At 71.5% G+C, this 22,785-nt stretch carries 23 protein-coding genes and 1 riboswitch; of the genes, 13 read left to right on the forward strand and 10 right to left on the reverse strand.

The window, feature by feature from the left end:
- Positions 1–59 precede the first annotated feature (59 nt).
- Positions 60–659 (forward strand): TetR/AcrR family transcriptional regulator, encoded by a 600-nt coding sequence (locus AA23TX_RS27320; protein WP_155545678.1) that lies wholly within the window; start codon positions 60–62, stop codon positions 657–659.
- Here AA23TX_RS27320 and AA23TX_RS27325 read toward each other — a convergent pair.
- From AA23TX_RS27325 to AA23TX_RS27345, 5 genes are all read right to left on the reverse strand, one after another.
- On the reverse strand, positions 629–913 hold the full coding sequence (locus AA23TX_RS27325) for a putative quinol monooxygenase (RefSeq protein WP_155545679.1): 285 nt from the start codon (positions 911–913) through the stop codon (positions 629–631). The two genes, AA23TX_RS27320 and AA23TX_RS27325, sit on opposite strands and share 31 nt — an antisense overlap.
- On the reverse strand, positions 910–1,299 hold the full coding sequence (locus tag AA23TX_RS27330) for a PPOX class F420-dependent oxidoreductase (protein ID WP_155545680.1): 390 nt from the start codon (positions 1,297–1,299) through the stop codon (positions 910–912). The genes AA23TX_RS27325 and AA23TX_RS27330 overlap by 4 nt, the downstream gene beginning before the upstream one ends.
- 12 nt (positions 1,300–1,311) lie before the next feature.
- Entirely contained in the window at positions 1,312–3,033 is a 1,722-nt protein-coding gene (argS, locus tag AA23TX_RS27335; protein ID WP_155545681.1) for an arginine--tRNA ligase, read from the reverse strand.
- A gap of 69 nt (positions 3,034–3,102) precedes the next feature.
- Complete coding sequence (locus AA23TX_RS27340) at positions 3,103–4,389, reverse strand: MFS transporter (RefSeq protein WP_155545682.1); 1,287 nt, start codon at positions 4,387–4,389, stop codon at positions 3,103–3,105.
- Positions 4,390–4,590: 201 nt separating this feature from the next.
- Positions 4,591–6,702, reverse strand: coding sequence for a RecQ family ATP-dependent DNA helicase (locus tag AA23TX_RS27345; RefSeq protein ID WP_155545683.1), 2,112 nt, complete (start codon positions 6,700–6,702; stop codon positions 4,591–4,593).
- 197 nt (positions 6,703–6,899) lie between these two features.
- Here AA23TX_RS27345 and nadD point away from each other — a divergent pair, with 197 nt between their 5' ends.
- The 7 genes from nadD (at position 6,900) to AA23TX_RS27380 (ending at position 13,386) form a co-directional block, all read left to right on the forward strand.
- Positions 6,900–7,469: a nicotinate-nucleotide adenylyltransferase gene (gene nadD, locus AA23TX_RS27350; protein WP_230862945.1), complete on the forward strand. Its 570-nt coding sequence runs from the start codon at positions 6,900–6,902 to the stop codon at positions 7,467–7,469.
- A gap of 59 nt (positions 7,470–7,528) precedes the next feature.
- Positions 7,529–7,924 carry a ribosome silencing factor gene (gene rsfS / locus AA23TX_RS27355; protein WP_003067112.1) on the forward strand — a complete coding sequence of 132 codons (396 nt, stop codon included), beginning with the start codon at positions 7,529–7,531 and terminating at the stop codon, positions 7,922–7,924.
- Positions 7,921–8,535 (forward strand): histidine phosphatase family protein, encoded by a 615-nt coding sequence (locus AA23TX_RS27360; protein WP_155545685.1) that lies wholly within the window; start codon positions 7,921–7,923, stop codon positions 8,533–8,535. Before rsfS ends, AA23TX_RS27360 begins: the two co-directional genes overlap by 4 nt.
- A gap of 3 nt (positions 8,536–8,538) precedes the next feature.
- Positions 8,539–9,267, forward strand: coding sequence for a diglucosylglycerate octanoyltransferase (octT, locus tag AA23TX_RS27365; RefSeq protein WP_155545686.1), 729 nt, complete (start codon positions 8,539–8,541; stop codon positions 9,265–9,267).
- Between the two features lie 4 nt (positions 9,268–9,271).
- Complete coding sequence (locus AA23TX_RS27370; protein ID WP_155545687.1) at positions 9,272–10,129, forward strand: DegV family protein; 858 nt, start codon at positions 9,272–9,274, stop codon at positions 10,127–10,129.
- 159 nt (positions 10,130–10,288) lie between these two features.
- Positions 10,289–11,008, forward strand: coding sequence for a ComEA family DNA-binding protein (locus AA23TX_RS27375; protein ID WP_155545688.1), 720 nt, complete (start codon positions 10,289–10,291; stop codon positions 11,006–11,008).
- Complete coding sequence (locus AA23TX_RS27380) at positions 11,005–13,386, forward strand: ComEC/Rec2 family competence protein (RefSeq protein WP_155545689.1); 2,382 nt, start codon at positions 11,005–11,007, stop codon at positions 13,384–13,386. Before AA23TX_RS27375 ends, AA23TX_RS27380 begins: the two co-directional genes overlap by 4 nt.
- A 394-nt stretch (positions 13,387–13,780) precedes the next feature.
- On the opposite strand, the gene thrC is transcribed toward AA23TX_RS27380, so the two are convergent.
- Positions 13,781–15,046, reverse strand: coding sequence for a threonine synthase (gene thrC, locus AA23TX_RS27385; RefSeq protein WP_155545690.1), 1,266 nt, complete (start codon positions 15,044–15,046; stop codon positions 13,781–13,783).
- Between the two features lie 13 nt (positions 15,047–15,059).
- A riboswitch (SAM riboswitch) is annotated at positions 15,060–15,193 on the reverse strand.
- Between the two features lie 136 nt (positions 15,194–15,329).
- Here thrC and holA point away from each other — a divergent pair.
- Entirely contained in the window at positions 15,330–16,310 is a 981-nt protein-coding gene (gene holA / locus AA23TX_RS27390; protein WP_155545691.1) for a DNA polymerase III subunit delta, read from the forward strand.
- A gap of 283 nt (positions 16,311–16,593) precedes the next feature.
- Here holA and rpsT read toward each other — a convergent pair whose 3' ends face one another.
- The gene (gene rpsT / locus AA23TX_RS27395) at positions 16,594–16,854 is read right to left on the reverse strand and encodes a 30S ribosomal protein S20 (protein ID WP_155545692.1); all 261 of its coding nucleotides are present in this window, start codon (positions 16,852–16,854) and stop codon (positions 16,594–16,596) included.
- Between the two features lie 325 nt (positions 16,855–17,179).
- Here rpsT and AA23TX_RS27400 point away from each other — a divergent pair, with 325 nt between their 5' ends.
- The gene (locus AA23TX_RS27400) at positions 17,180–18,043 is read left to right on the forward strand and encodes a DMT family transporter (protein WP_155545693.1); all 864 of its coding nucleotides are present in this window, start codon (positions 17,180–17,182) and stop codon (positions 18,041–18,043) included.
- 23 nt (positions 18,044–18,066) lie between these two features.
- Positions 18,067–18,441 (forward strand): VOC family protein, encoded by a 375-nt coding sequence (locus AA23TX_RS27405; RefSeq protein WP_155545694.1) that lies wholly within the window; start codon positions 18,067–18,069, stop codon positions 18,439–18,441.
- Here the strand turns inward: AA23TX_RS27405 and AA23TX_RS27410 are convergent.
- Positions 18,438–19,058 (reverse strand): class I SAM-dependent methyltransferase, encoded by a 621-nt coding sequence (locus tag AA23TX_RS27410; protein ID WP_155545695.1) that lies wholly within the window; start codon positions 19,056–19,058, stop codon positions 18,438–18,440. The genes AA23TX_RS27405 and AA23TX_RS27410 overlap by 4 nt on opposite strands.
- Positions 19,059–19,173: 115 nt before the next feature.
- Between AA23TX_RS27410 and lepA the strand changes: the two genes are divergently transcribed.
- Both lepA and AA23TX_RS27420 read left to right on the forward strand, forming a co-directional pair.
- Positions 19,174–21,015 (forward strand): translation elongation factor 4, encoded by a 1,842-nt coding sequence (gene lepA, locus AA23TX_RS27415; RefSeq protein ID WP_155545696.1) that lies wholly within the window; start codon positions 19,174–19,176, stop codon positions 21,013–21,015.
- 132 nt (positions 21,016–21,147) lie between these two features.
- Positions 21,148–21,717 carry a Uma2 family endonuclease gene (locus AA23TX_RS27420; RefSeq protein ID WP_155545697.1) on the forward strand — a complete coding sequence of 190 codons (570 nt, stop codon included), beginning with the start codon at positions 21,148–21,150 and terminating at the stop codon, positions 21,715–21,717.
- Between the two features lie 7 nt (positions 21,718–21,724).
- On the opposite strand, the gene AA23TX_RS27425 is transcribed toward AA23TX_RS27420, so the two are convergent.
- Entirely contained in the window at positions 21,725–22,300 is a 576-nt protein-coding gene (locus AA23TX_RS27425) for a PH domain-containing protein (protein ID WP_155545698.1), read from the reverse strand.
- Positions 22,301–22,326: 26 nt separating this feature from the next.
- Complete coding sequence (locus AA23TX_RS27430; RefSeq protein WP_155545699.1) at positions 22,327–22,773, reverse strand: pyridoxamine 5'-phosphate oxidase family protein; 447 nt, start codon at positions 22,771–22,773, stop codon at positions 22,327–22,329.
- Between the last annotated feature and the right edge of the window lie 12 nt (positions 22,774–22,785).

The following is a 22,785-nucleotide window of genomic DNA, read 5'->3' on the forward strand; positions in this document are numbered from 1 at the left end:
CTGTTCCCCATTTCGAACCGGTACGTCTCGTTTCGAAATGGACGCTACCATCGGATCCCATGACCGACCAGTCCCGTCCCGGCCGCAAGCGCAGCGAACAGAGCCGGCTGGCGATCCTCGCCGCGACGCTCGACCTCGTCGCGGAGGCGGGCTACGGCACGCTGACCGTCGAAGGCATCGCCGCGCGCTCCGGCGTCGGCAAGCAGACGATCTACCGCTGGTGGCCGTCGAAGGCCGACGTCCTGCTCGACGCGCTCGCGACGAAAGCGGACCTGTTCGTGCCGATCCCGGACGAGGGGACGTTCCGCGCCGACCTCGCCGGCTTCCTGGGCAGCACGTTCGAGCTGGGCGAAAAAGCGCAGGTGGCGGACACGCTGCGCGCGCTGATGGCGCAGGCGCAGATCGACCCCGACTTCGGCAAGCGGTTCCGCGAGGACTTCCTCAACCGCCGTCGCGAGGCGCTCGGCACCATCGTCGAACGGGCTCGCGAGCGCGACGAACTGCCGGCGGAAGTCAGCTCCCGCACGGTGATCGACGTCGTGTTCGGCACGCTCTGGTATCGGCTCCTCGCGACGCGGGAGCCGATCGGCCGCGATCTGGCCGGTGAACTGGTGGCGCTACTGGCCGATCACGGCGCTTCGACCGCCGAAATCCGGTAGCGCGCCACCGACGCGTCGACGATCTGCACCGCCTGCTCGTCCGACGGCCCGGACCCGCGGAAGCGCTCGAGGTCCTCGTCGGACTCCCAGCGTTCGTACACGGTGATCCGGCCGGGGTCGAGCAGGTCGGCGCCCAGCGAGTATTCGAGGCAGCCAGGAGCTTCCCGCGCCAGCCGCACAGCCTCACGACAGTCGTCGAGGTACGCATCGCGGCTTTCGGGAGCGACGGCGAGCCAGCCGGCGACGATGATCATGTCGGGTTGATCCGGTCCGGCTTGATCGTGAGCAGCAGCCGCGTCTGGTCCCGGCCACCCCACCACGGGTACGGGCCGCCGAGGTAGCGCTGCGAGAGCTTCTCGATGTGCTCGACCGCGCCGTCCTCGGTCATGTCGATGACCTGCCCGCGGATCGCGTAGTAGCGCGACGGCCGTTCGCGGTCGGCGACGTTGAGCGCCACCCGCGGGTCACGCTCGATGTTGCGCTGCTTCTGGTGGCCCAGCACGGTGTTGACGAGGAGGTGCGTGCCGTCGGTGTCCACCCAGGTCTGGGTGAGCTGCGGCGAGCCGTCCGGCATCACCGTGGACAGGAAACAGAGGCTGGGCTCGCTCAGCAGAGCGAGCAGATCGCCGGGCAGTTCCACAGTGGTCTCCCGCTAGAGCTGGTCGGGCGCTTCGATGCCGAGCAGGGAAAGCCCGAGCGCGAGCGTGTGCGACGTCAGCGTAGTCAACCTGAGCCGGGACGCGCGCAGTGACGGTGAAGACGCTTTCAAGACCGGACATTCCTCGAAGAACCGCGAGAACGAGACCGCGGTCTCGTACAGGTACGTACAGAGCTTGTGCGGCGCGTAGCCGTCTGTCGCGGCCTTCAGCGCTTCGCCGAACCTGAGCAGCTTCAGCGCCAGCGCACGCTCGGCGGGCGCTTCCAAGAGCACGTCGGTGCCGTCGGGCAGCCCGCCCGCCTTCCGCAGGATCGACCGCGTCCGCGCGTACGCGTACTGCAGGTACACGGACGTGTTGCCCTCCTTGGCGAGCATCCGGTCCCAGGCGAAGACGTAGTCGCGTTCGCGGTCGCCGGACAGGTCGGCGTACTTGACCGCGCCGATGCCGACCGCACGCGCGACTTCGGCTTGCCCCGCCGCGTCCAGCTCACTGCGTTCGGCGACGACCGCGGCAGCCTGCGTCACGGCTTCGGTGAGCAGGTCGGCCAGCTTGACCGTGTCGCCGGAGCGGGTCCGCATGGTCTTGCCGTCCGCACCCAGCACCGTGCCGAAGCCGATGTGCTCGGCGTGCCCGGTCAGCCAGCCGGCCGCGCGGCAGACGGCGAACAGCATCGCGAAGTGCTGTGCCTGCGGCGCCCCGACGACGTAGAGGAGGTCGGTCGCGCCGCGTTCGGCCGTCCAGTACCGGACGGTGGCCAGGTCGGTCGCTGCGTACCCGTAGCCGCCGTCGCGCTTGCGGACGATCAGCGGTAGCCGGTCGCCCTCGCGGTTGCGGAACCCGTCGGGGAACACGCAGACGGCGCCGTCGCTGACCTCGGTCAGCCCGGCTTTCTCGAGGTCGTCCACCACCGCCGCGAGGTACGGGTTGTAGAAGCTCTCGCCGTAGATGTCCTGGTCCGTCAAGGAAATTCCGAGCAGCGCGTAGACCTCGTCGAAGTGCCGTGTCGATTCGGCGACCAGCTCCCGCCAGACCGCGAGGGTTTCTTCGTCGCCGCTCTGCAGGAGCACGACGCGCTCGCGCGCCCGCGTCGCGAACCCTTCGTCGCTGTCGAACTTCTGCCGTGCTTCGCGGTAGAACGCGTCGAGGTCGGCGATGGCGCGGTGCCCGGCCGGTACGTCGAGGAGGTGCTCGATGAGCATGCCGAACGGCGTACCCCAGTCGCCGAGGTGGTTGTGCGGCAGCACTTCGTGGCCGGCGAACCGCAGCAGGCGCGCGAGCGCGTCGCCGATCACCGTCGTGCGCAGGTGCCCGACGTGCATCTCCTTCGCGACGTTCGGGCTGCTGTAGTCCAGCGCGATCCGCCGCGGCCCAGTCGTTTCGGGCACGCCGAGACGTGGATCGCCGAGCAGCCCGGCGGTGCGTGTCTCCAGCCATTCCTTGCGCAGCACGAAGTTCAGGAAACCCGGCCCGGCGACTTCGGGTGGGTCGGCGATGCCGTCGAGTTCCAGCGCTCCGGCAATGGCTTCGGCGACTTCGCGCGGTGGGCGGCCGAGCCGCTTGCCCAGGCTCATCGCGAGGTTGCCCTGGTAGTCGACGCCGTCGCGCGGCGACGCCTGGATCAGCGCCTGCTCCGGCCTCAGGTCGACGTTCAGTGCTTTGCCGGCGGCGGCCACCACGCGGCGCGCCAGCTCCTCGGTAACGTCGGCGGTGTGCACGGTGTCCCTCCTTCGGCTCGGTCTCGGAGCACGCAGCGTAGCGAGCGTGACCGGGCGGTGACGAAGGGTTTACCGCAGCTCGCTGCCCTTGGTCTCGGGCAACGTGAGGATGACGGCGAAGGCGATCGCCGCGCCGGCCGCGACGTACCAGAAGTAGAGCGTCGGCGAGACCGCGCCGAAGACGGTGATGAGCAGCGGCGCGGTGCCGCCGAAGATCGCGACGGTCAGGTTGTACCAAGCGCCGATCCCCAGCCCGCGCAGTTCGGTCGGGAACAACTCGCTCATGATGGCCGGCGCGATCGACGTCATCGCCGTGTACAGCCCGAGCCCGACGCAGAACACGACGAGCAGCCCGCCGATGCTCGGGCCGATCAAGGTCGACAGCGGCACGACGACGACCGCGGTCGCCCCCGACCAGACGAGCAGCTGCGGCTTCCGCCCGACCCGGTCCGCGAGCGCGCCCATCGGGTACTGCAGGGCGATGAACAACGCCGTGCCGACGGAGAGTGCGAGGAACACGGAGTCCGCGTCGGCGTGCCGGTTCTTGACCGCGAACGACGTGAGCGCGCTGAAGAACGTGTAGTAGCAAAGGGTCGAGAGCATCGTGAAGCCGACGAGCCTGCCGACGGCCTTGGGGTGGTGCGTGAGCGTCGTCAGCAACGGCCGTTCGAGCTTGCGCGCCTTGGCCTTCGTCTGCTCGAACAGCTCGGTTTCGGCGAGACTGCGGCGCAGCCACAGCCCGACCAGGCCGAAGACGCCGCCCAGCAGGAACGGCAGCCGCCAGCCCCAGGACGCGAGCTGCGCCTTGTCCAGCGTGCGGGCCAGGACGAACCCGAGCACGGTCGCGATCAGCACCGCCGTCCCGGTCGAGATGTAGAAGAACGCCGAGTACCGGCCACGACGCTCCGGCGGCGCGATCTCGCCGAGGTAGGCGGACGCGTTCGACACCTCGCCGCCGAGTGACAGCCCCTGCGCGATGCGGGCGAGCAGCAGCAGGATCGGGGCGAGCCAGCCGACCTGGGAGAACGTCGGCAGCAGCCCGATCGCGACCGAGCCGCCGGCCATGAGCAGGATGGTGAGGATCATGGCGGGCTTGCGGCCGCGCGTGTCCGCGAAGCGCCCGAGCAGGACTCCGCCGAGCGGGCGGAAGAAGAACGCGAGCGCGTAGGTGGCGAACGTGTTGATCAGGGCGAGGGTGTCGTTCCCGGCGGGGAAGAACGCGCCGGCGAAGTAGATGCTGAACGTCGCGTAGATCGTCCAGTCGAACCACTCCAGCGCATTGCCCGCGCTCGCCGCGAACAGCTTGCGCACCGGCAGCCGGTGCCGCAGGGATGCCTGCACGGTGGACTCGGTCATGGCGGCCTCCACGTCACCCGAAGGTGGAACGGGACTTTGCCACATTCGTTCGCGGTGCGAAAGATCCCCACTGCCCGATTACCCCGCCACCCCGACTTCCAGCCACGCCCCGACCCTCCAGCCACGCGCCCCGGCCCTCCAGGCACGCGAGTCGTCCGTCCAGGTACGCGAGTCGTCCGTCCGGATAGGTAACTCCCTCCCTTACGCCGTGCTGGCCAGCGCGAACGGCAGCACCGCGGGCGCCCCGGCCCGCCGCAGCAGCCGCGCGGCCAGCGTCATCGTCCAGCCCGTGTCGATGACGTCGTCCACCAGCAGGATCGGCCCGGCCGGCAGCGTCGCCGCGAGGTCGGCCGGCATGCTCATCCGCCGCCACAGATCGGCCAGCCGCTGCGCGCTGTTCGCCTGACGCGGCGGCGGCCCGTCCGCGTCGAGCGCGCCCAGGAAGTCCAGCTTGCCGACGTCGGCCAGCCGCGTCGCGAGGCTGTACACGAGCTGCGGCCGCGTCGACGACGGCACCGCCACCACCGCGACCGGCCGCTCCGCCCACTTCCACCCGGCGAGCACCTGGACGCAGGCCTTGAACACCGAGTCGGGCACGTCGGTGTCCGCCGCCGTCGCGCCGACGAGCTCCCGCAACCGGTTGCCCCACCCGACGTCGGTGAGCCGCCCGAGCACCTGACCCGGCTCGGCCTGGTCGTCGGCCGAGATCCGGCCGGACACCGGAACGTCCAAAGAGGACATCCCGGTGGGCCACTGCTTCCGGGGCGCGACCTCGACGCCCGGCCGTTGCAGCCGTTCCCGGGTCGCTTCGGCGACGTCGTCGGCGACCGTCGTGTCCCAGTGCTTGCCGGTGCAGTTGTCGCACCGCCCGCACGGCGCCGCCTCGGGGTCGTCGAGCTGGCGCCGCAGGTACTCCATCCGGCAGCCGTCGGCCGCCAGGTAGCCGAGCATCGCGGCTTGCTCGCGCTCCCGGGCCTCCGCGACCCGTCGGTACCGCCCGCGGTCGTACTCCCAGTCCTGACCTGTGCTCGTCCAGCCGCCCTTCACGCGCCGCACCGCGCCGTCGACGTCCAGGACCTTGAGCACCATTTCCAGCCGAGACCGGGAAAGCTCCACCGACGGCTCGAGCGCGGCCGTCGACAGGGGACGGTCGGCGTAGGCGAGGGTGTTCAGCACCTGCGTCACCCGCAGCTCGTCGGGGAAGGCGAGCGACCCGAAGTACGCCCAGATCGCCTTGTCCTCCTCGCCGGGCAGCAGCACGACCTCGGCGCGCTCGACACCACGCCCGGCGCGGCCGACCTGCTGGTAGTACGCGATCGGCGACGACGGTGCCCCGAGGTGCACGACGAACCCGAGGTCCGGCTTGTCGAACCCCATGCCCAGCGCGGACGTCGCGACCAGCGCCTTGACCCGGTTGCCGAGCAGGTCGTCCTCGGCCGCCTGCCGGTCGGCCGGGTCGGTCTTGCCGGTGTACGCCGCCACCGGGTAACCCCGGTCCTTCAGCAGCGACGCGACGTCGTGCGCCGCCGCCACGGTCAGCGTGTAGATGATCCCCGACCCGGGCAGCTCGGCCAGGTGCTCGGCGAGCCAGGCCAGCCGCGCCTGCGATGTCGGCAGCCGGCACACCGACAACCGCAGGCTCTCCCGGTCGAGGGTGCCCCGCAGCACGAGCGTGTCGGTGCCCGTGCCGAGACCCAGCTGCTCGGCGACGTCGGTGACGACGCGGTCGTTCGCCGTCGCCGTGGTCGCCAGCACCGGCACGCCGTCGGGCAGGTCGCCCAGCAGCGTGCGCAGGCGCCGGTAGTCCGGCCGGAAGTCGTGCCCCCAGTCGGAGATGCAGTGCGCCTCGTCGACCACCAGCAGCCCGGTGCTCGCGGTCAGCTTCGGCAGGACGTTGTCGCGGAAGTCCGGGTTGTTCAGCCGTTCGGGGCTGACCAGGAGGACGTCCACCTCGCCGGCCGCGACCGAGGCCTGCACCTGGTCCCACTCCTGCGCGTTCGCGGAGTTCATGGTCGCCGCGTGGATCCCGGCCTTCGCCGCGGCCGAGATCTGGTTGCGCATCAGGGCGAGCAGGGGCGAGACGATGACCGTCGGCCCGCTGCCCTGTTCCCGCAGCAGTGCCGTGGCCAGGAAGTACACCGCCGACTTGCCCCAGCCGGTGCGCTGCACGACCAGCGCGCGACGTCGCTGCGCGACCAGGGCCTCGATGGCCGTCCACTGGTCTTCGCGCAGCTTCGCCGAATCGCCGGCCAGGGCCCGGAGGAGGGTCTCGGCGCGGTCGCGGAGGGCTGGGGTGGTGCTGGTCGTGTCCACGTCCCCACGTCTACCCCATGGCACCGACGATCCGGGAATCGGCGGCGGCGCGAACGGACCGTTCGTGTCGAATACGGGTGGTTATGTGACCTGAATCACATTCGCGACCCGGTCGGGCGAGGTGGCGGACAGCACCCGACGCCTCGCGCGCGCGATGTATAGGCTCCCGAGTCATGTCACCACGGCGGATCGGGGTCATGGGCGGCACGTTCGACCCCGTGCACCACGGCCACCTCGTCGCGGCCAGCGAGGTCCAGTCCCGGTTCGGGCTCGACGAAGTGATCTTCGTCCCCACCGGCCAGCCCTGGCAGAAGACCAGCCGCCGGGTGACCAAGGCCGAGGACCGCTACCTGATGACGGTCATCGCGACCGCGTCCAACCCGGTCTTCTCGGTCAGCCGCGTCGACATCGACCGCGCCGGCCAGACCTACACCGTCGACACCCTGCGCGACCTGCACGCCGAGTACCCCGGCGACCAGCTCTTCTTCATCACCGGCGCCGACGCCCTCGAGCAGATCCTGACCTGGCACAAGGCCGACGAGCTGTTCGACTTCGCGCACTTCATCGGCGTCACGCGGCCCGGCTACCGGCTCAATTCGCACCACCTGCCCAGCGGCAAGGTGAGCCTCGTCGAGGTCACCGCGATGGCGATCTCGTCGACCGGCTGCCGCGATCGCGTCGAGCGCGGGGAGCCGGTCTGGTACCTCGTTCCCGACGGCGTCGTCCGCTACATCGCGAAGAAGGATCTCTACCGGAAGAGCGACTGAAGCACCGCTGGTCGCGGCGGGTACTCTTCTCGGGCGAACCCGATCTGTGAAGGAGCACCGTGGCAGCCACGTCCGAGGCACGAGAGCTGGCCGTAGCGGCCGCACACGCGGCGGCGGACAAGAAGGCCAGCGACGTAGTCGTGCTGGACGTGTCCGAGCAGCTCGTCATCACCGACGCCTTCGTCATCGCCTCCGCGTCCAACGAGCGCCTGGTCGGCGCGATCGTCGACAATGTCGAGGAGAAGCTGCGGGAGAGCGGGCACAAGCCGGTCCGCCGCGAAGGCGCCCGCGAGGGCCGCTGGGTCCTGCTCGACTACGTCGACGTCGTCGTGCACGTCCAGCACGTCGAGGAGCGCACGTTCTACGGCCTCGAAAGGCTGTGGAAGGACTGCCCGCGCATCGAGGTGGCCGGTCTCGAAGAGCCGCCCGCCGACGAGGACCCGGACGTCCCGTGAGCCCCCGGCGGCTCGTGCTCTGGCGCCACGGCGAGACGGACTACAACGCCGCCGGGCGGATGCAGGGACACCTCGATTCGGCGCTGACGCCGGTCGGCTGGAACCAGGCCCGGTTCGCGGTCCCCGCGCTGGCCCGGTTCTCCCCGGACCTCGTCATCGCGTCCGACTTGCGCCGCGCCACCGACACGGCCACCGTGCTCACCGACGCGATCGGTGTTCCGCTGCGGATCGACAAGCGGCTGCGCGAGACGCACCTCGGCGAATGGCAGGGGCTCACCGGCGCGGAGGTCGACGCGGCCTACCCCGGTGAACGCGACCGCTGGCGCAAGGACGCGACCTGGGCGCCGCCGGGCGGGGAGAACCGCCTCGACGTCGCCGACCGCGCGGGCGAGGTGGTCAGCGACCTGCAGCAGGCCAACTCTTCGGTGGGCGACACCGTGCTGCTGGCCGCGCACGGCGGGCTGATCACGGCGCTCACCGCGCGGCTGCTGAACCTGCCGGTGGAGACCTGGCCGTCGCTGGGCGGGATCTCGAACTGCCACTGGGTCGAGCTGGGCGCGCGCGACGGGAAGTGGCGGCTGCAGGCCTACAACGCGGGGATGCACGGCTAGCCGATGGGGCCGCGCCTGCTCGTGTTCGGCGATTCGCTGAGCTTTCACGGTCCCGAAGGACCCTGCGCCGCGGACGAACCACGGCTGTGGCCCAACGTGGCCGCGGCCGCGTTGGGCGGCACCGCCGACCTGGTCGCCGGGATCGGCTGGACTGCCCGCGACGCCTGGTGGTCGCTGACCGGCGACCCGCGGGTCTGGGCCGATCTGCACCACGTCGACGCGGTCGTGCTGGCGGTCGGCAGCATGGACACGTTGCCGTCGCCGTTGCCGACGTACCTGCGCACCGGGCTGAAGTACCTGCGGCCCGACCCCGTGCGACGCGTGGTGCGCAAGGCCTACCTGGACGCGCAGCCCCGGCTTTCGGTCGCCTTCCGCGGCCGTCCTGTCGTGCTGCCGGCCAAGCTCACCGTGCAGTACCTCGACACGGCGGTGGGCGCGTTGCGCGTCCTGCGGCCGGAACTGCCGATCTTCAGCATGCTGCCCTCGGTGCACCGCGCGGCGGCCTACGGTGGCGTGCACACCGCGCGGCCGGCCGCGGCGGCCGCGATGGCGGCCTGGGGCGCGCGGTCGGGGGTGCCGTTGCTGGACCTCGAAGCCGTTGTCGGAGAGCACGTCCTGAGCGGCGAAGGCAACCCCGACGGCATGCATTGGGGCTGGCAGGGACACGCCGCGGTGGGCGACGCGATGTCCGTGTTGATGAAGCCGGTGCTGACCCCCGGCCACGTAGGCTGACGGCGTGTCGGTCGCCGTAGTCACGGATTCCACCGCCCACCTGCCGGAGGGCTTCGCCGAACGGCACGCGGTCCGGGTGGTGCCGCTGCACGTCCTGGTCGACGGCGTGGTCTCCCTCGACGGCGTCGAGACCGGCCCCGCGGCGGTCGCCGAGGCGATGAGCCAGCACAAGATCGTCACGACGTCCCGGCCGACGCCCACGGAGTTCGTCAAGGAGTACCGCGCGGCGCTCGCCGACGGCGCGGACTCGATCGTTTCGGTGCACCTCTCGCGCGAGTTGTCGGGCACCTGGGAAGCGGCGGTGCTGGCCGCGCAGGAAGTCGGGCCGGACCGGGTCCGCGTGGTCGACTCGCGCACCACCGCGATGGGGCTCGGGTTCGCCGCGCTGCACGCCGCCTCCGCGGCCGCGGCCGGGTCCGACGCGGCCGCGGTCGAAGCCGCCGCGGTGACCGCGGCCGGTTGCTCGTCGACGTTGTTCGTCGTGGAAACCCTCGACCACCTGCGTCGCGGCGGGCGGATCGGGCCGGCGGCCGCGCTGCTCGGCACGGCACTGGCGGTGAAGCCGGTGCTGCACATGTCCGAAGGCCGGATCCTGCCGCTGGAGAAGGTCCGCACCATGAACCGGGCGCTCGCGCGGCTGGTCGAGCTCGCCGCCCAGGCCGCCCGGGACGACGACGTCGAGCTGGCCGTCCACCACCTCGCGTCGCCGGAGCGGGCGGTCGAGCTGGCGAACCGGCTGGAGGAAGCCGTGCCGCGCTCGGCGGGGTGCGTGGTTTCCGAGCTGGGGGCGGTGATCGGGGCCCACACCGGGCCCGGGGTGCTCGGGGTGGTCATCCAGCGGACGGTCCCGTCCCGCAGCTAGCCCGCCGGCGCGCCGAACCCTCCAGGATGCCACCCGGGTACGACGGAAACGACCGTTCCCGGCTCGGGCGGAGTGGATCCGTCCACATCACCCCGGTTGTCCACAGGACGCGGCGGCACCCCTGTCGGACGCCACCCCGCGAGCCCTAACGTCGATCGTGTGTTCGAGCAGCCCGCCCGGGATCCGGGCCTCCCCGTCAACGACCGGCTCGCCTGGCTGGCCGACCAGCTCTCGCCCGACGCGAGCACGGTCGGGCCCGGTGGCCGGCTGGTCCGGCGCTGGCTGCCGGGCGGTCCGGCCGGTGCCGGCCGCCGCCGGTGGGCGTTCGCCGGTGTCCTCGTGTCGGTCGTGGTGATCGTCCTCGGCTCGGTCGCGCTCTTCGGCGGCCCGCCGGTACCCGAGCCCCCGCCCGCGCTGCCCAGCGCGAAACCGGCAAGCGAAGCACCGGCCCGGGCCGCACCCCAGGCGGGTCTCGTCGTCAGCGTGATCGGCCGGGTCCGGTCGCCCGGCCTGGTCACTGTGGTCCAGGGCGCCCGGGTCGCGGACGTCCTGCGGGCCGTCGGCGGGGCCGAGCCCGGCGCGGACCTGAGCGCGCTCAACCTCGCCCGCCGGGTGACCGACGGGGAGCAGCTCGCGGTCGGGATCCCGGCGCCCGCGGCCGCGCCGGCCGGTGCCCCGGCGGACGCGAAGGTCGACCTCAACGCGGCGAGCGCGGACCAGCTGGACACGCTGCCCGGCGTCGGCGAGGTGACGGCCCAACGGATCATCCAGTGGCGCACCGAGCACGGCGGCTTCACGAAGGTCGAGCAACTGCGCGACGTCGGCGGCATCGGCGAAAGCAAGTTTCAGAAATTGCGGGAGAAGGTGACGGTCGGATGAGCACCCTGCCCACGACCGACACCCGGCAGGACATGCGGCTCGTCCCGGCGGCGCTGGCGTGCTGGCTGGCCGCGCTCGGCGGGCTGCTGCTGGGCTGGTGGACGGCGGTGGCACTCGGCCTCGCTTCGGCGGTGGTCGCCGGGCTGCTGCTCTGGCGGGCGCGGGGGCGTCCCCGGGTGCTCGGCGCGGCGGCGGCCCTGCTGGTGCTGGGACTGGTCGCCGCGGGCCCGGTCGCCTGGCGGATCCGGGAGGCGCAGCGCGACGACCTCCGCGCGGCTTCGGCCGACGGGCTCCCCGCGTCGCTGCGGGTCGTCGTCGCCGAGCGGCCGAAACCCGTGCGCAGCGCCGGCTACGCCGATCAGCAGGCCGGTGCCCGATCGGTGGTGCTGACGACCGACGTCCGCACGGCGTCGGTCGACGGCCGGCCCGTGACGTCGTCCGGACGCGTCCTGCTGCTGGCGCCCGTCGCCCAGTGGGCTTCACTGCTGCCGGGCCAGGAGGTGACGGCGAGCGGCTTGCTCATGTCACCGCGCGGCTCGGACCTGACCGTCGCGGTGCTGTCCGTGCGCGGCCCGCCGGGAGACCTCGGGTCGGCGCCGTGGTGGCAGCGGACCGCGGCCGGGCTGCGCGCCGGACTCCACGACCTGTGCCAGGTCCTGCCGGACGAACCGGCCGGCTTGCTGCCGGGCCTGGTTCTGGGCGACACGAGCGGGTTGTCGCCGCGGGTCGAGCAGGAGTTCGTCACCGCCGGGCTCGCCCACCTGACCGCGGTCAGCGGGGGAAACCTGGCCGTGGCGTGCGGCGCGGTACTGCTCTTGCTGCGGCTGGTGCGGCTCGGGCCGCGGCTGTCGGCGGTGGCGGCCGGCGCGTGCCTGGTCGGGTTCCTCGTCCTGGTCGGCCCGGAGCCGAGCGTGCTGCGCGCGGGGGTGATGGCGGCGGTCGCGTTGCTGGCTCTGGCGCTGGGCAAGCGAGGTTCGGCGTTGCCCGCACTGGCTTTCGCGGTGGCTGCGCTGGTGGTGACGGATCCGGCGATGGCGACGGACTTCGGGTTCGCGCTGTCGGTGTTCGCCACGGCCGGGCTGGTCCTCCTCGCGCCCCGCTGGGCCGTCGCGCTGGCTCGTCGCGGTGTCCCGCCGGGATTCGCCGAAGGGCTGGCGATCCCGCTGGCGGCCTTCCTCGTGACCGCGCCGGTCATCGCGGGCATGGCGGGCACGGTGAGCCTGGTTTCGGTGCTGACCAACGTCCTCGCCGCGCCCGTCGTGGCCCCCGCGACGGTGCTCGGCGTGCTGGCGACGGTGATCGGGCCTTGGTGGCCGGGTGCCGGGAAGGTCCTGGTGCACCTGGCCGACCCGGAGGCCCGGTGGCTGATCACCGTGGCGCGCCACGGCGCGCGGGCTCCCGGCGCGGTCGTCGCCTGGCCCGGCGGCTGGTCGGGCGGGCTGCTCGCGGCCGCCGTGCTGGCGGTGCTGGTGCTGGCCGCTCGGCGCCGGCGCGTGCGGTTGGTAATGGCGGTGCTCGTCGTCGGCGCGCTGCTGGTCTTCGTGCCGGTCCGGGTGCTCGCGCCGGCGTGGCCACCGCGGAACTGGGCGATGGTCGAGTGCGACGTCGGGCAGGGCGACGCCGTCGTGCTGGCGACCGCCGAGCCGGGACGCGCGGTCGTCGTGGACACCGGACCCGAGCCGGGACCGGTCGACGAGTGCCTGCACCGGCTGGCGGTCGACCGGATCCCGCTGCTGGTGCTGAGTCACCTGCACGCCGACCACATCGGCGGGCTGACATCGGTCTTCGACGGCCGGGCGGTCGGCGGGATCGCCGTCGGCCCCGGGCGGGCGCCGGAGTGGGCGTGGCGGCAGGTCGCCGCGGAGGCTCGCCGGCAGGGGGTGCCCCTGGTGGAGCTGAGCCCGGGGGAGCGGCTGACGTGGCCCGGGCTGTCGCTCGACGTGCTCGGCCCGCGCTACGTGCCGGAGCGTTCGGCCGGTCTGCAGGACGGCACAACGATCAACAACAGCTCGGTCGTCCTGCGAGCACGGACCCCGGCCGGCCGGGTGCTCCTGACCGGCGACGTCGAACTGGCGGCCCAGGCCGACCTGCTGGCCGACGGCGACGACCTGAAAGCGGAGGTGTTGAAGGTGCCCCACCACGGCTCGCGCTACTCGTTGCCGGCGTTCCTCACGGCGGTCGGGCCGCGGGTGGCATTGGTCAGCGTGGGCGCGGGCAACACCTACGGGCACCCGAACAAGTCCACAATGGACACCTTGACGGCGCTCGGAGCCTTGGTCACCCGGACCGACATGGACGGCGACACGGCGGTGGTCGGCGACCCGGCAGGCCCGGCGGTAGCGCGACGGGGCGAGCCGCGCGGCCCGCCGCGCCGCTGAAGCCGGAGCTGGCCCCGCGAGCCCGCCCTGCAGCGGAGGTCAGTAGCCGAGCTTCTTGATCGCTTTGACGAACAGCCTGGCGGCGTTGGCCGGACCGATGCGGGTGGCGGCGCAGCGGAGGCGGGCGGCCCAGCACGTGGTCCGCCTCGCCGTTGAGCGAAGTCGCCTGTCCGCAATAAGACCCCGAGAGGAGGTACTCGCCGGGCGGGCAGCGGAGTCTACCCCGGCCGCGGAGGTCAGTAGCCGAGCTTCTTCTTCATGGCTTCGCTGCACAGCTCGGCGGTGCCGGCTGGACCGACGTGGGCCGTTGAGCGGAAGTCATCTGTCCCGCGAACAAAAATCCGAAAGGAGGCACTCGCCGGGGCGGGCAGTGAACCCGCCCCGGCGAAGGACGTCAGTAGCCGAGCGCCTCGTTCACTGCCTTGGCGGACGCGGCCACGGTCGCCTTCGGGCCGATGTGGTTCTCGACCGCGTCGAGGGTCTTGAGGCCGTCGCCGGTGATCAGGAGCACCGTCTCGGCGTCCGGGTCCAGCTTGCCGGTCTCGACCAGCTTCTTCGCCGTCGCGACGGTGACCCCGCCCGCGGTCTCGGTGAAGATGCCTTCGGTGCGGGCCAGCAGCCGGATGCCCTCGACGACCTCTTCGTCGGTGACGTCCTCGATCGCGCCGCCGGTGCGGTTGACGATGTCGAGCACGTACGGGCCGTCGGCCGGGTTGCCGATCGCCAGGGATTTGGCGATCGTGTCCGGCTTCACCGGCTGGACCACGTCCTGGCCGGCGCGGAACGCGGCCGACACCGGCGAGCAACCGGTGGCCTGCGCGCCGAACACCTTGTACGGGCTGGCGTCCACGAGACCGAGCTGGCCCAGCTCGCGGAAACCCTTGTCCACCTTGGTCAACTGCGAACCGGAGGCGATCGGCACGACGATCTGCGGCGGGATGCGCCAGCCGAGCTGCTCGGCGACCTCGAAGGCCAGCGTCTTCGAGCCTTCCGAGTAGTACGGCCGGACGTTCACGTTGACGAACGCCCACTTCGGGTGCTCGCCGGCGAGCTCGGTGGCGAGGCGGTTGACGTCGTCGTAGTTGCCGTCGACGGCGATCAGGTCGCCGTCGTAGACCGCGGTGGTGAGGATCTTGGCGCGCTCGAGGGTCTTCGGGATCAGCACGACCGACCGCCAGCCCGCGCGGGCCGCGGCGGCGGCCGTCGCGTTGGCCAGGTTGCCGGTCGACGGACAGGCGAGCACCTCGAACCCGAACTCGCGGGCCGCGGCCAGCGCGACGGCGACCACGCGGTCCTTGAAGGAGTGCGTCGGGTTGCCGGTGTCGTCCTTGACCCACAAGCGCTTGAGGCCGAGTTCCTTGGCGAGGCGGTCGGCGCGGATCAGCCGGGTCGCGCCGGGCTCGGTGTTCGGGATCTCTTCGATGTTGGACGGCACCGGGAGGAGCTTCTTGTAGCGCCAGATGTTCTTGGGGCCGGCCTCGATGTCTTCGCGGCGGACGCGGCCGAAGTCGTAGGCGACCTCGAGCGGCGAGAAGTCCTCGGCGGAGACGAACTCCGGGGCGAGCGGCTGCCGGTGGCCCTCTTCCTTCGACACCAGTTCGACGGCGGGACCGAGATCCGGGGTCTTCGTGGTGGAGGTCGTTCCGAGGGTGGCGGTCATCGCGAGGTTCCTTTCCTCATCTGCCCCGCCGAAGCGGGCCGGAATTGGCACCGTGGTCGTCAGCTACCCCGCGATCGCGGGATGACAGGCTGTACGCCGGTTGCCGGGGCTTCGTCGGGCCGTTCCCTCTGCCCCTCTGGATGAGCGGTATTCGGTTGTCGGTGCGCGCCAAGAAGCGCGCCGCCTCGAGGACACCGTACGACATGGCGCTCACGCTGTGCCATGGTGGCCGCTCGACATCACCGGAGCGGGCGCACGAGACCGCAAGTGAGAGGATCCACCCGTGACCGCGCAAGCCACCGCCCCGGCCCCGCTTCACCTGGTCCTGGGTGAGGAAGAACTGCTGATCGAGCGCGCCGTGCGGGAGACGCTCGCCGCGTCCCGCGCGCTCGACGCCACGGCCGAGCTGACTCGCGTCCGGGTGTCGGATCTCACAGCCCCCGAGCTGGCCGAACTCGTCAGCCCGTCGCTGTTCAGCGAGGGTCGCGTGATCGTCTTGGAGTCGGCGCAGGACATCTCGCAGGAGCTTTCCGACGCGGTGGCGTCCTACCTGAAGGACCCGGCGGACGGTGTCGTGCTGGTCGTCGTGCACACCGGCGGCGGGCGCAGCAAGGCGGGCAAGACGCTCCCGGCGGTGCTGAAGAAGGCCGGCGCGGAGGTCACCGAGTGCCCGAAGATGACCAAGCCGGCCGAGCGCGAGCAGTTCGTACGGCACGAGGTGCGCCGCGCGGGCGGCAAGATCGACCCGGGCGGAGTCGCCGCTCTGATCGACGCCGTGGGGTCCGACCTGCGAGAACTCTCCTCGGCGGCGACGCAACTGGTGGCGGACGCCGGCGGAACCGTCGACGCGGACGCAGTCCATCGCTACCACCGCGGGCGCGCTGACGTGACCGGCTTCGCGGTCGCGGAGAAGGCCGTGAGCGGCGACCGTTCGGCGGCGCTGGAGTCGCTGCGCTGGGCGATGCAGCTGGGCGTCCCGCACGTCCTGGTGGCGGACGCGCTGGCCGACGCGGTCCGCACGATCGCCCGGGTCTCGGGCGCGGGCCGGGGCAACCCGAACCAGCTGGCGGGCGAGCTGGGCATGCCGCCGTGGAAGATCCGCAAGGCCCAGGGCCAGGTCCGGGGCTGGAACCAGGACGGCCTGGCGACGGCGATGCGCGTGGTGGCGAGGCTGAACGCCGAGGTCAAGGGCGTGGCGGCCGACCCGGGCTACGCGTTGGAGCGCGCGGTCCTCGAGGTAGCGGCCGCCAAGGGCGACCGCTGACGGCGGTGAAACGAGCCGCGCCCACCGGCTCCCGCCGCGCCCACCGGCTCCCGCCGCGCCCACCGGCTCCCGCCGCGGCTCCCGCGCGGGCGGTCATGACGGGTCTCGCGCGGTCGGCGTTGCCGTACGCGAGTACTGATCAGGGCTCGCGGCAAGCGACCGGCGGGTGCAGCTCTGCCGCTCGCGGGAATGTGCCGACGCCGATCCACTGCGCGCGCCGCGCAAGCTCCGGGCATGAAGAAAGCCCCGGCCGAAGCCGGGGCTTTCCCAGAAATCAACCGGCTCAGAGCGCGTTGACGCGCTTCGCCAGCGCCGACTTCTTGTTGGCGGCCTGGTTGGCGTGGATGACGCCCTTCGAGACGGCCTTGTCCAGCTTCTGGGCGGCGTCGCGCTGCAGCTCGACGGCCTTGGCCTTGTCGCCGGACTCGGCGGCTTCGCGAACCTTGCGGATCGCGGTCTTCACCGAGGACCGGATCGCCTGGTTGCGCTGACGCGCCTTCTCGTTCGTCGTGATGCGCTTGATCTGCGACTTGATGTTGGCCATAGGGCAACTCCTGTTTCACTCGGTGAGATCGCCGCCGCGCTGAAGTGGCCCCGCGGAAAGCGGGTTTCCTCCATGACGGAATGCCGCACGGGCAGCGAGCGACCACTTTAACAGCCGGGCCGCGGACGCCCGGAGCCGGGAGTATCGTGGGCGGCGGCAGTGCCTAGGGTTCCGTCGCCGGTCTGCGCTCCCGCTCCACACAACCAGGACCGGCGGGTCTGGTCCGAGCGGCACCATCGGCGGGCCCGGACGGCCGGTCGTTCATCTGACGGGGCAAAAGCCTGGAGGACCCGGTTTTCGCGCGCGCGAAAACCCGAAGGGTCCCATGAACACCACCGCCCTCTCGCTCGTCCTCGTCGCCGCCGTCGTGCACGCCGCGTGGAACCTGGCCGCCAAGCGGATCTCCTCCGGTGGCACCCAGTTCGTCTGGCTCTACTACACCGCTTCCGCCGTCGTGCTGCTGCCGGTCACGGTCGTGCTGCTCGTCGTGGAAGACGACCGTCCACAGTGGAGCTGGCTGGTGGCCGCGGTGGTCACGTCGGTGCTGCACATCGTCTACGGCATCGTGCTGCAGCGCGGGTACCGCGTCGGCGACCTCTCCGTCGTCTACCCCGTCGCGCGGGGCACCGGGCCGCTGCTGTCGGTGCTGGCCGCCGTCCTCGTGCTCGGCGAGCGGCCCGGCTGGCTCGGCCTGCTCGGCGCGTTCCTGGTGATCGCCGGGGTGCTCGTGATCAGCACCGGCCGCCAGGGCGGCGACCCGAAGGCCGTCAAGGCCGGCATCCTCTACGGCCTCCTGACCGGGGCCGTCATCGCCGGCTACACCCTCTGGGACGCGCACTCGGTGACCGGCCTCGGCGTGCCGCCGGTCGTCTACTTCGGCCTCGGCTCGGTCCTGCAGAGCGTGCTGCTCCTGCCCGGCGCGCTGGCCGGCCGCGTGGAGGTGACGCGGATCTGGCGCGAGCAGCGCCGCGAGGTGTTCATCGTCGGGCTGCTTTCGCCGATCGCGTACATCCTCGTGCTGTTCGCCCTCACGATGGCGCCGGTCAGCCTGGTCGCGCCCGCCCGGGAGCTGAGCATCGTGCTCGGCGGCCTCGCCGCCTGGCTGGTGCTGGGCGAAAGCGACGCCGTGCGGCGGCTCGCCGGGTCGGTGATCGTGCTGTCCGGCATCGCCGCGATTGCGGCGGCCTGAGCGCGTCCGGTAGGGATGGTCGGATGGAAGTCCTGAAGAGCAGGCTGATCGTCCGCGCGCGCGACGCCGAGGCGACGACGGCGTTCTACCGCGACACCCTCGGCCTGGCCGTGGAGCGTGAGTTCCCCGGCGGCACGGTGTTCTTCCTCGGCCACGGCTCCCTGGAGGTCTCCGGCCGGGGCGAGACGGGCGCGTCGCCCGATCTGGTGCTCTGGCTGCAGGTCCGCGACCTCGCCGGCACCTTGGCCGATCTCAAGGAGCGAGGCCTGGAGCCGGTGCGGGGCGCCCAGCGCGAGCCCTGGGGCCTCGACGAGGCCTGGATCGCCGACCCGGAAGGCACGCGGATCGTGCTGGTCGAGGTGCCCGAGGGCCACCCCATCCGGGTGGACACCCGTTAGACGGGCTTGACGGCGCGCAGCTGCGCGGCCAGCGCGGCGAAGCCGGGCGGGTCCCAGGTCCACGTCTGCAGGTCGGCGAAGCCCGCTTCGGCGGCTTCGTCGGCCAGGACGTGCCTGCTCACGGGCAGCCACTTCTCGTGCGCGGACAGCAGCAGCCGCCCGCCGGGCCGCAGCACCCGGAGCAGCTCGGCGAACCCGACCGCCCGGTCGTCCCAGAGCATGACGTTGTTGACGGTCAGCACGACGTCGACGGACCCGTCGGGCTCGCCGGTGCGGGCCGCCGACCCTTCGCGCAGCTCGGCGCGGTCGCCGCAGCGCTCGTGGCAGAGCCCGAGCATCTCGGGGGAGGGGTCGACGCCGATGGCGCGCCCGGCCAGCCGCGCGGCGGCGTCCAGGCCGACGCCGGGGCCGGGGCCGACGACCAGGACGGTCTCGTCCGGTTCGATCCGGGCCAGGTCGACGACGCGCTGCTCGGTGGCGGCGTTGCCCCGCGCCATCACCCAGCCGCCGAGGCGGCCGAGCGGGCCGGAGGGGTGACCGAACGCACGGTCGAGAACGCGGGCGAAGCCGCTGGTCTCCGGCTGGGGAGGGGGTGCCGGCTGGTGCGAAGTGCTCATACTTCGAGGGCACCACGGATCACCAAAGCCCGCATCGGGGATGACCCCCACTGGCACCCGGAGGGCCATGGGAGCATAGAGGTGGCCATCCCCGACTTTCCGAGGACTCATTCGAGTGACGACGTTCGCCGACACGACCTTCACGCCTCCGGAGCTCATCCGGAACTTCTGCATCATCGCGCACATCGACCACGGCAAGTCCACCCTGGCCGACCGCATGCTGCAGCTCACCGGCGTCGTGGAAGAGCGGGCCATGCGCGCTCAGTACCTCGACCGGATGGACATCGAGCGCGAGCGCGGGATCACGATCAAGGCCCAGAACGTCCGGCTGCCCTGGCAGGTCGACGGGCAGGACCACGTCCTGCACATGATCGACACCCCGGGCCACGTCGACTTCACCTACGAGGTCTCCCGGGCGCTGGAGGCGTGCGAAGGCGCCGTCCTGCTGGTCGACGCCGCGCAGGGGATCGAGGCCCAGACGCTGGCCAACCTCTACCTCGCGCTGGAGAACAACCTCCAGATCATCCCGGTGCTGAACAAGATCGACCTGCCCTCGGCCGACCCCGACAAGTACGCGGGTGAGCTGGCCCACATCATCGGCTGCGAGCCGGACGACGTGCTGCGGGTCTCGGCCAAGACCGGCATGGGCGTCGGCGCGCTGCTCGACGAGGTCGTGAAGTCGGTCCCGGCGCCGCAGGGCGACGCGGACGCGCCGGCCCGGGCGATGATCTTCGACTCGGTCTACGACACCTACCGCGGCGTCGTCACCTACATCCGCGTCGTCGACGGCAAGATCACCCCGCGCGAGCGCATCAAGATGATGTCCACCGGCGCCACCCACGAGCTGCTGGAAGTCGGCATCATCTCGCCGGAACCGAAGGCCAGCAAGGGACTCGGCGTCGGCGAGGTCGGCTACCTGATCACCGGCGTGAAGGACGTCCGCCAGTCCAAGGTCGGCGACACCGTGACGTCCGAGCGCAACGGCGCGAAGGAAGCGCTGGCCGGGTACCGCGAACCGAAGCCGATGGTCTACTCCGGACTGTATCCGGTGGACGGGTCCGACTACCCGGAGCTGCGCGAGGCGCTGGACAAGCTCCAGCTGAACGACGCCGCGCTCGACTACGAGCCGGAGACGTCGGTGGCGCTGGGCTTCGGCTTCCGCTGCGGCTTCCTCGGCCTGCTGCACCTGGAGATCACGCGCGACCGGCTCGAGCGCGAGTTCGGCCTCGACCTGATCTCGACGGCGCCCAACGTGGTCTACGACGTCGTGCTGGACGACGGCAAGGAAATCCACGTCACCAACCCGTCGGACTGGCCGACCGGCAGCAAGATCGACAAGGTGCTGGAGCCGGTCAGCAAGGTCAGCATCCTGGCGCCGTCGGAGTTCATCGGCACGATCATGGAGCTGTGCCAGAACAAGCGCGGCCAGCTGCTCGGCATGGACTACCTGTCCGAGGACCGCGTCGAGCTGCGGTACAACATGCCGCTGGGCGAGATCATCTTCGACTTCTTCGACACGCTGAAGTCGCGTACACGCGGTTATGCGTCGCTGGACTACGAAGAGGCCGGCACCCAGGCGGCGGACCTGGTCAAGGTGGACATCCTGCTGCAGGGCGAGGCCGTGGACGCGTTCTCCGCGATCGTGCACAAGGACGACGCCTACAACTACGGCAACCGCATGGTGAACCGGCTTCGCGAGCTGATCCCGCGGCAGAACTTCGAGGTGCCGATCCAGGCGGCCATCGGCGCCCGGATCATTGCCCGCGAAACCATTCGCGCGATCCGCAAGGACGTTCTGGCCAAGTGCTACGGCGGTGACATTTCGCGTAAGCGCAAGCTGCTGGAAAAGCAGAAGGAAGGCAAGAAGCGGATGAAGACCGTGGGCCGGGTCGAGGTCCCGCAGGAGGCCTTCGTCGCCGCACTGTCCACTGAGGACTCCGGGAAGAACAAGAAGTAACTGTTCCACTGATGTGACAACGGCGCCCATATTCACGCCACCGCGTGAATATGGGCGCCGAACCCGTGTTCGACGCGGTTTCTGTCGGTGCTGTCTGGTTCGCTCTGGTGCGAAGAGCGAAAGGAGAGCACTATGACGGTCATGGCGGACATCGAGCATCCCACCGATTCGGGCCCCTTGACGGTGCACGATATCGAGGGGATCCCGAATGACGGCCGACGCTACGAGCTCATCGACGGGGTGCTCATCGTGAGCCCTGCGCCGGGAAGAAGACATCAGAAGGTCGTGGTGAGGCTCTCCAGAGCCCTCGACGATGCTTGCCCGCCTGAGTACGACGTACTCGTCGCGCCGTTCGCGGTGCATCACGGTGACCAGATCGAGCTGCAGCCCGACGTCCTGGTCGGCCGGGACGAAGACTTCACCGAGAAGGATCTCCCGGTGCCGCCGGTACTGGCGGTCGAAGTGCTGTCGCCGAGTACCGCGATCCACGACCTCAACACCAAGAAGGCGGTCTATGAGCGGCTGGGCGTGGCCGCTTACTGGGTGATCGATCCGGTCGAGCCCGCGCTCACCGTGTTCGAGCTGGACGAAGACGGCCACTACCACCAGGTCGGCAAGGCGGCCGGTGACGAACCGTTCGAGGCCGAGCGGCCGTTCCCGGTGCGGATCGTGCCACGGGAGCTGCTGGGCCGGCTCGGCTGAACGCCGGTCAGCGGATGCGGGGCGTGCCGCGCAGCTGAGCGTGGAGCTGCCGGTGGCGCAGCTCCTTCCGGACGCGGTCGACCACCGCGTCGAACAGGGCCGGGTCGAGGATCGCCGTCTGCTCGAACTGGCGTCGCTGGGGCGGCGCGGGCGTGAGCTTGCCGCGGGGCGCGTACCGCTGCACCGAGCTCTCGACGCCTTCGCCGGTGATCAGGTCGACCCAGAGGGCGTCGCGCAGGAAGCCGTCGCCGAACCGGGCCGAGCGGCGGGTGGAGACGTCGGCGATCTGCGACCACGGGATCAGCCGCGTGCTGAGGGTGCCCGCGGGCACGCGGAGGCCCTCCTCGCCGACGGTCAGGTCGCGAAGGCCCGCGAAGCCGCGCTTGAGCGTGCGGGCGCGCGACAGACGGAAGGCCACGACGGCGAGGAGCACGGTCGCCGCGTAGGCACCGCCGAGCAGCCACGGTGAGAGGTCGCGCACCAGGCCGGCGATCAGGGCCGCGCCGAAGCCGGCGTCGGCGACGAGGAGCACGCCGATCAGGACCTTGACCGGCGTGGTGACGCGGGGCGGGGACTCGGGCAACGGGTCGACTCCTCGGGCCGGGCGGGTCAGGGGTTGCCGATTATCCGGTCCGCCGTGACGAACACCGCGACCCGCCGCTCTTCGGCCATGACGCGGTCGTACTCGTCCCAGTCGTCGTGGGTGCCGGTGGCGGCGACGAAGACGTCGCGCAGGAGCTTCGGCAGGCCCGCGGGGTCGAAGGCGGGGTCGGGGTCGTCCGGCCCGATGAGGTGGGTCGCTCCGGTGACGGAGACCCAGTTCCAGCCGCGGCGGAAGGTCACGGTGGCGTGCCCGGCCCGCCGCAGCAGCGCGAGCTTGTGCGCCCGCCCGACGGCGACGTACGCGACACCGGGCGCGCCGGTCACCGGGTCGGCGAAGACACCGGCGTTGACGACGGAGGAGTGAACGGTGCCGTCGCCCCGCGTCGTGGCGACGGTGGCCAGGCCGTTTTCCCGCAGCGACAGCTCGCGAACCTGCTCGAGATCAACGCTCATGCCCCAACCTAA

Source organism: Amycolatopsis camponoti, assembly GCF_902497555.1.
Taxonomy (GTDB): domain Bacteria; phylum Actinomycetota; class Actinomycetes; order Mycobacteriales; family Pseudonocardiaceae; genus Amycolatopsis; species Amycolatopsis camponoti.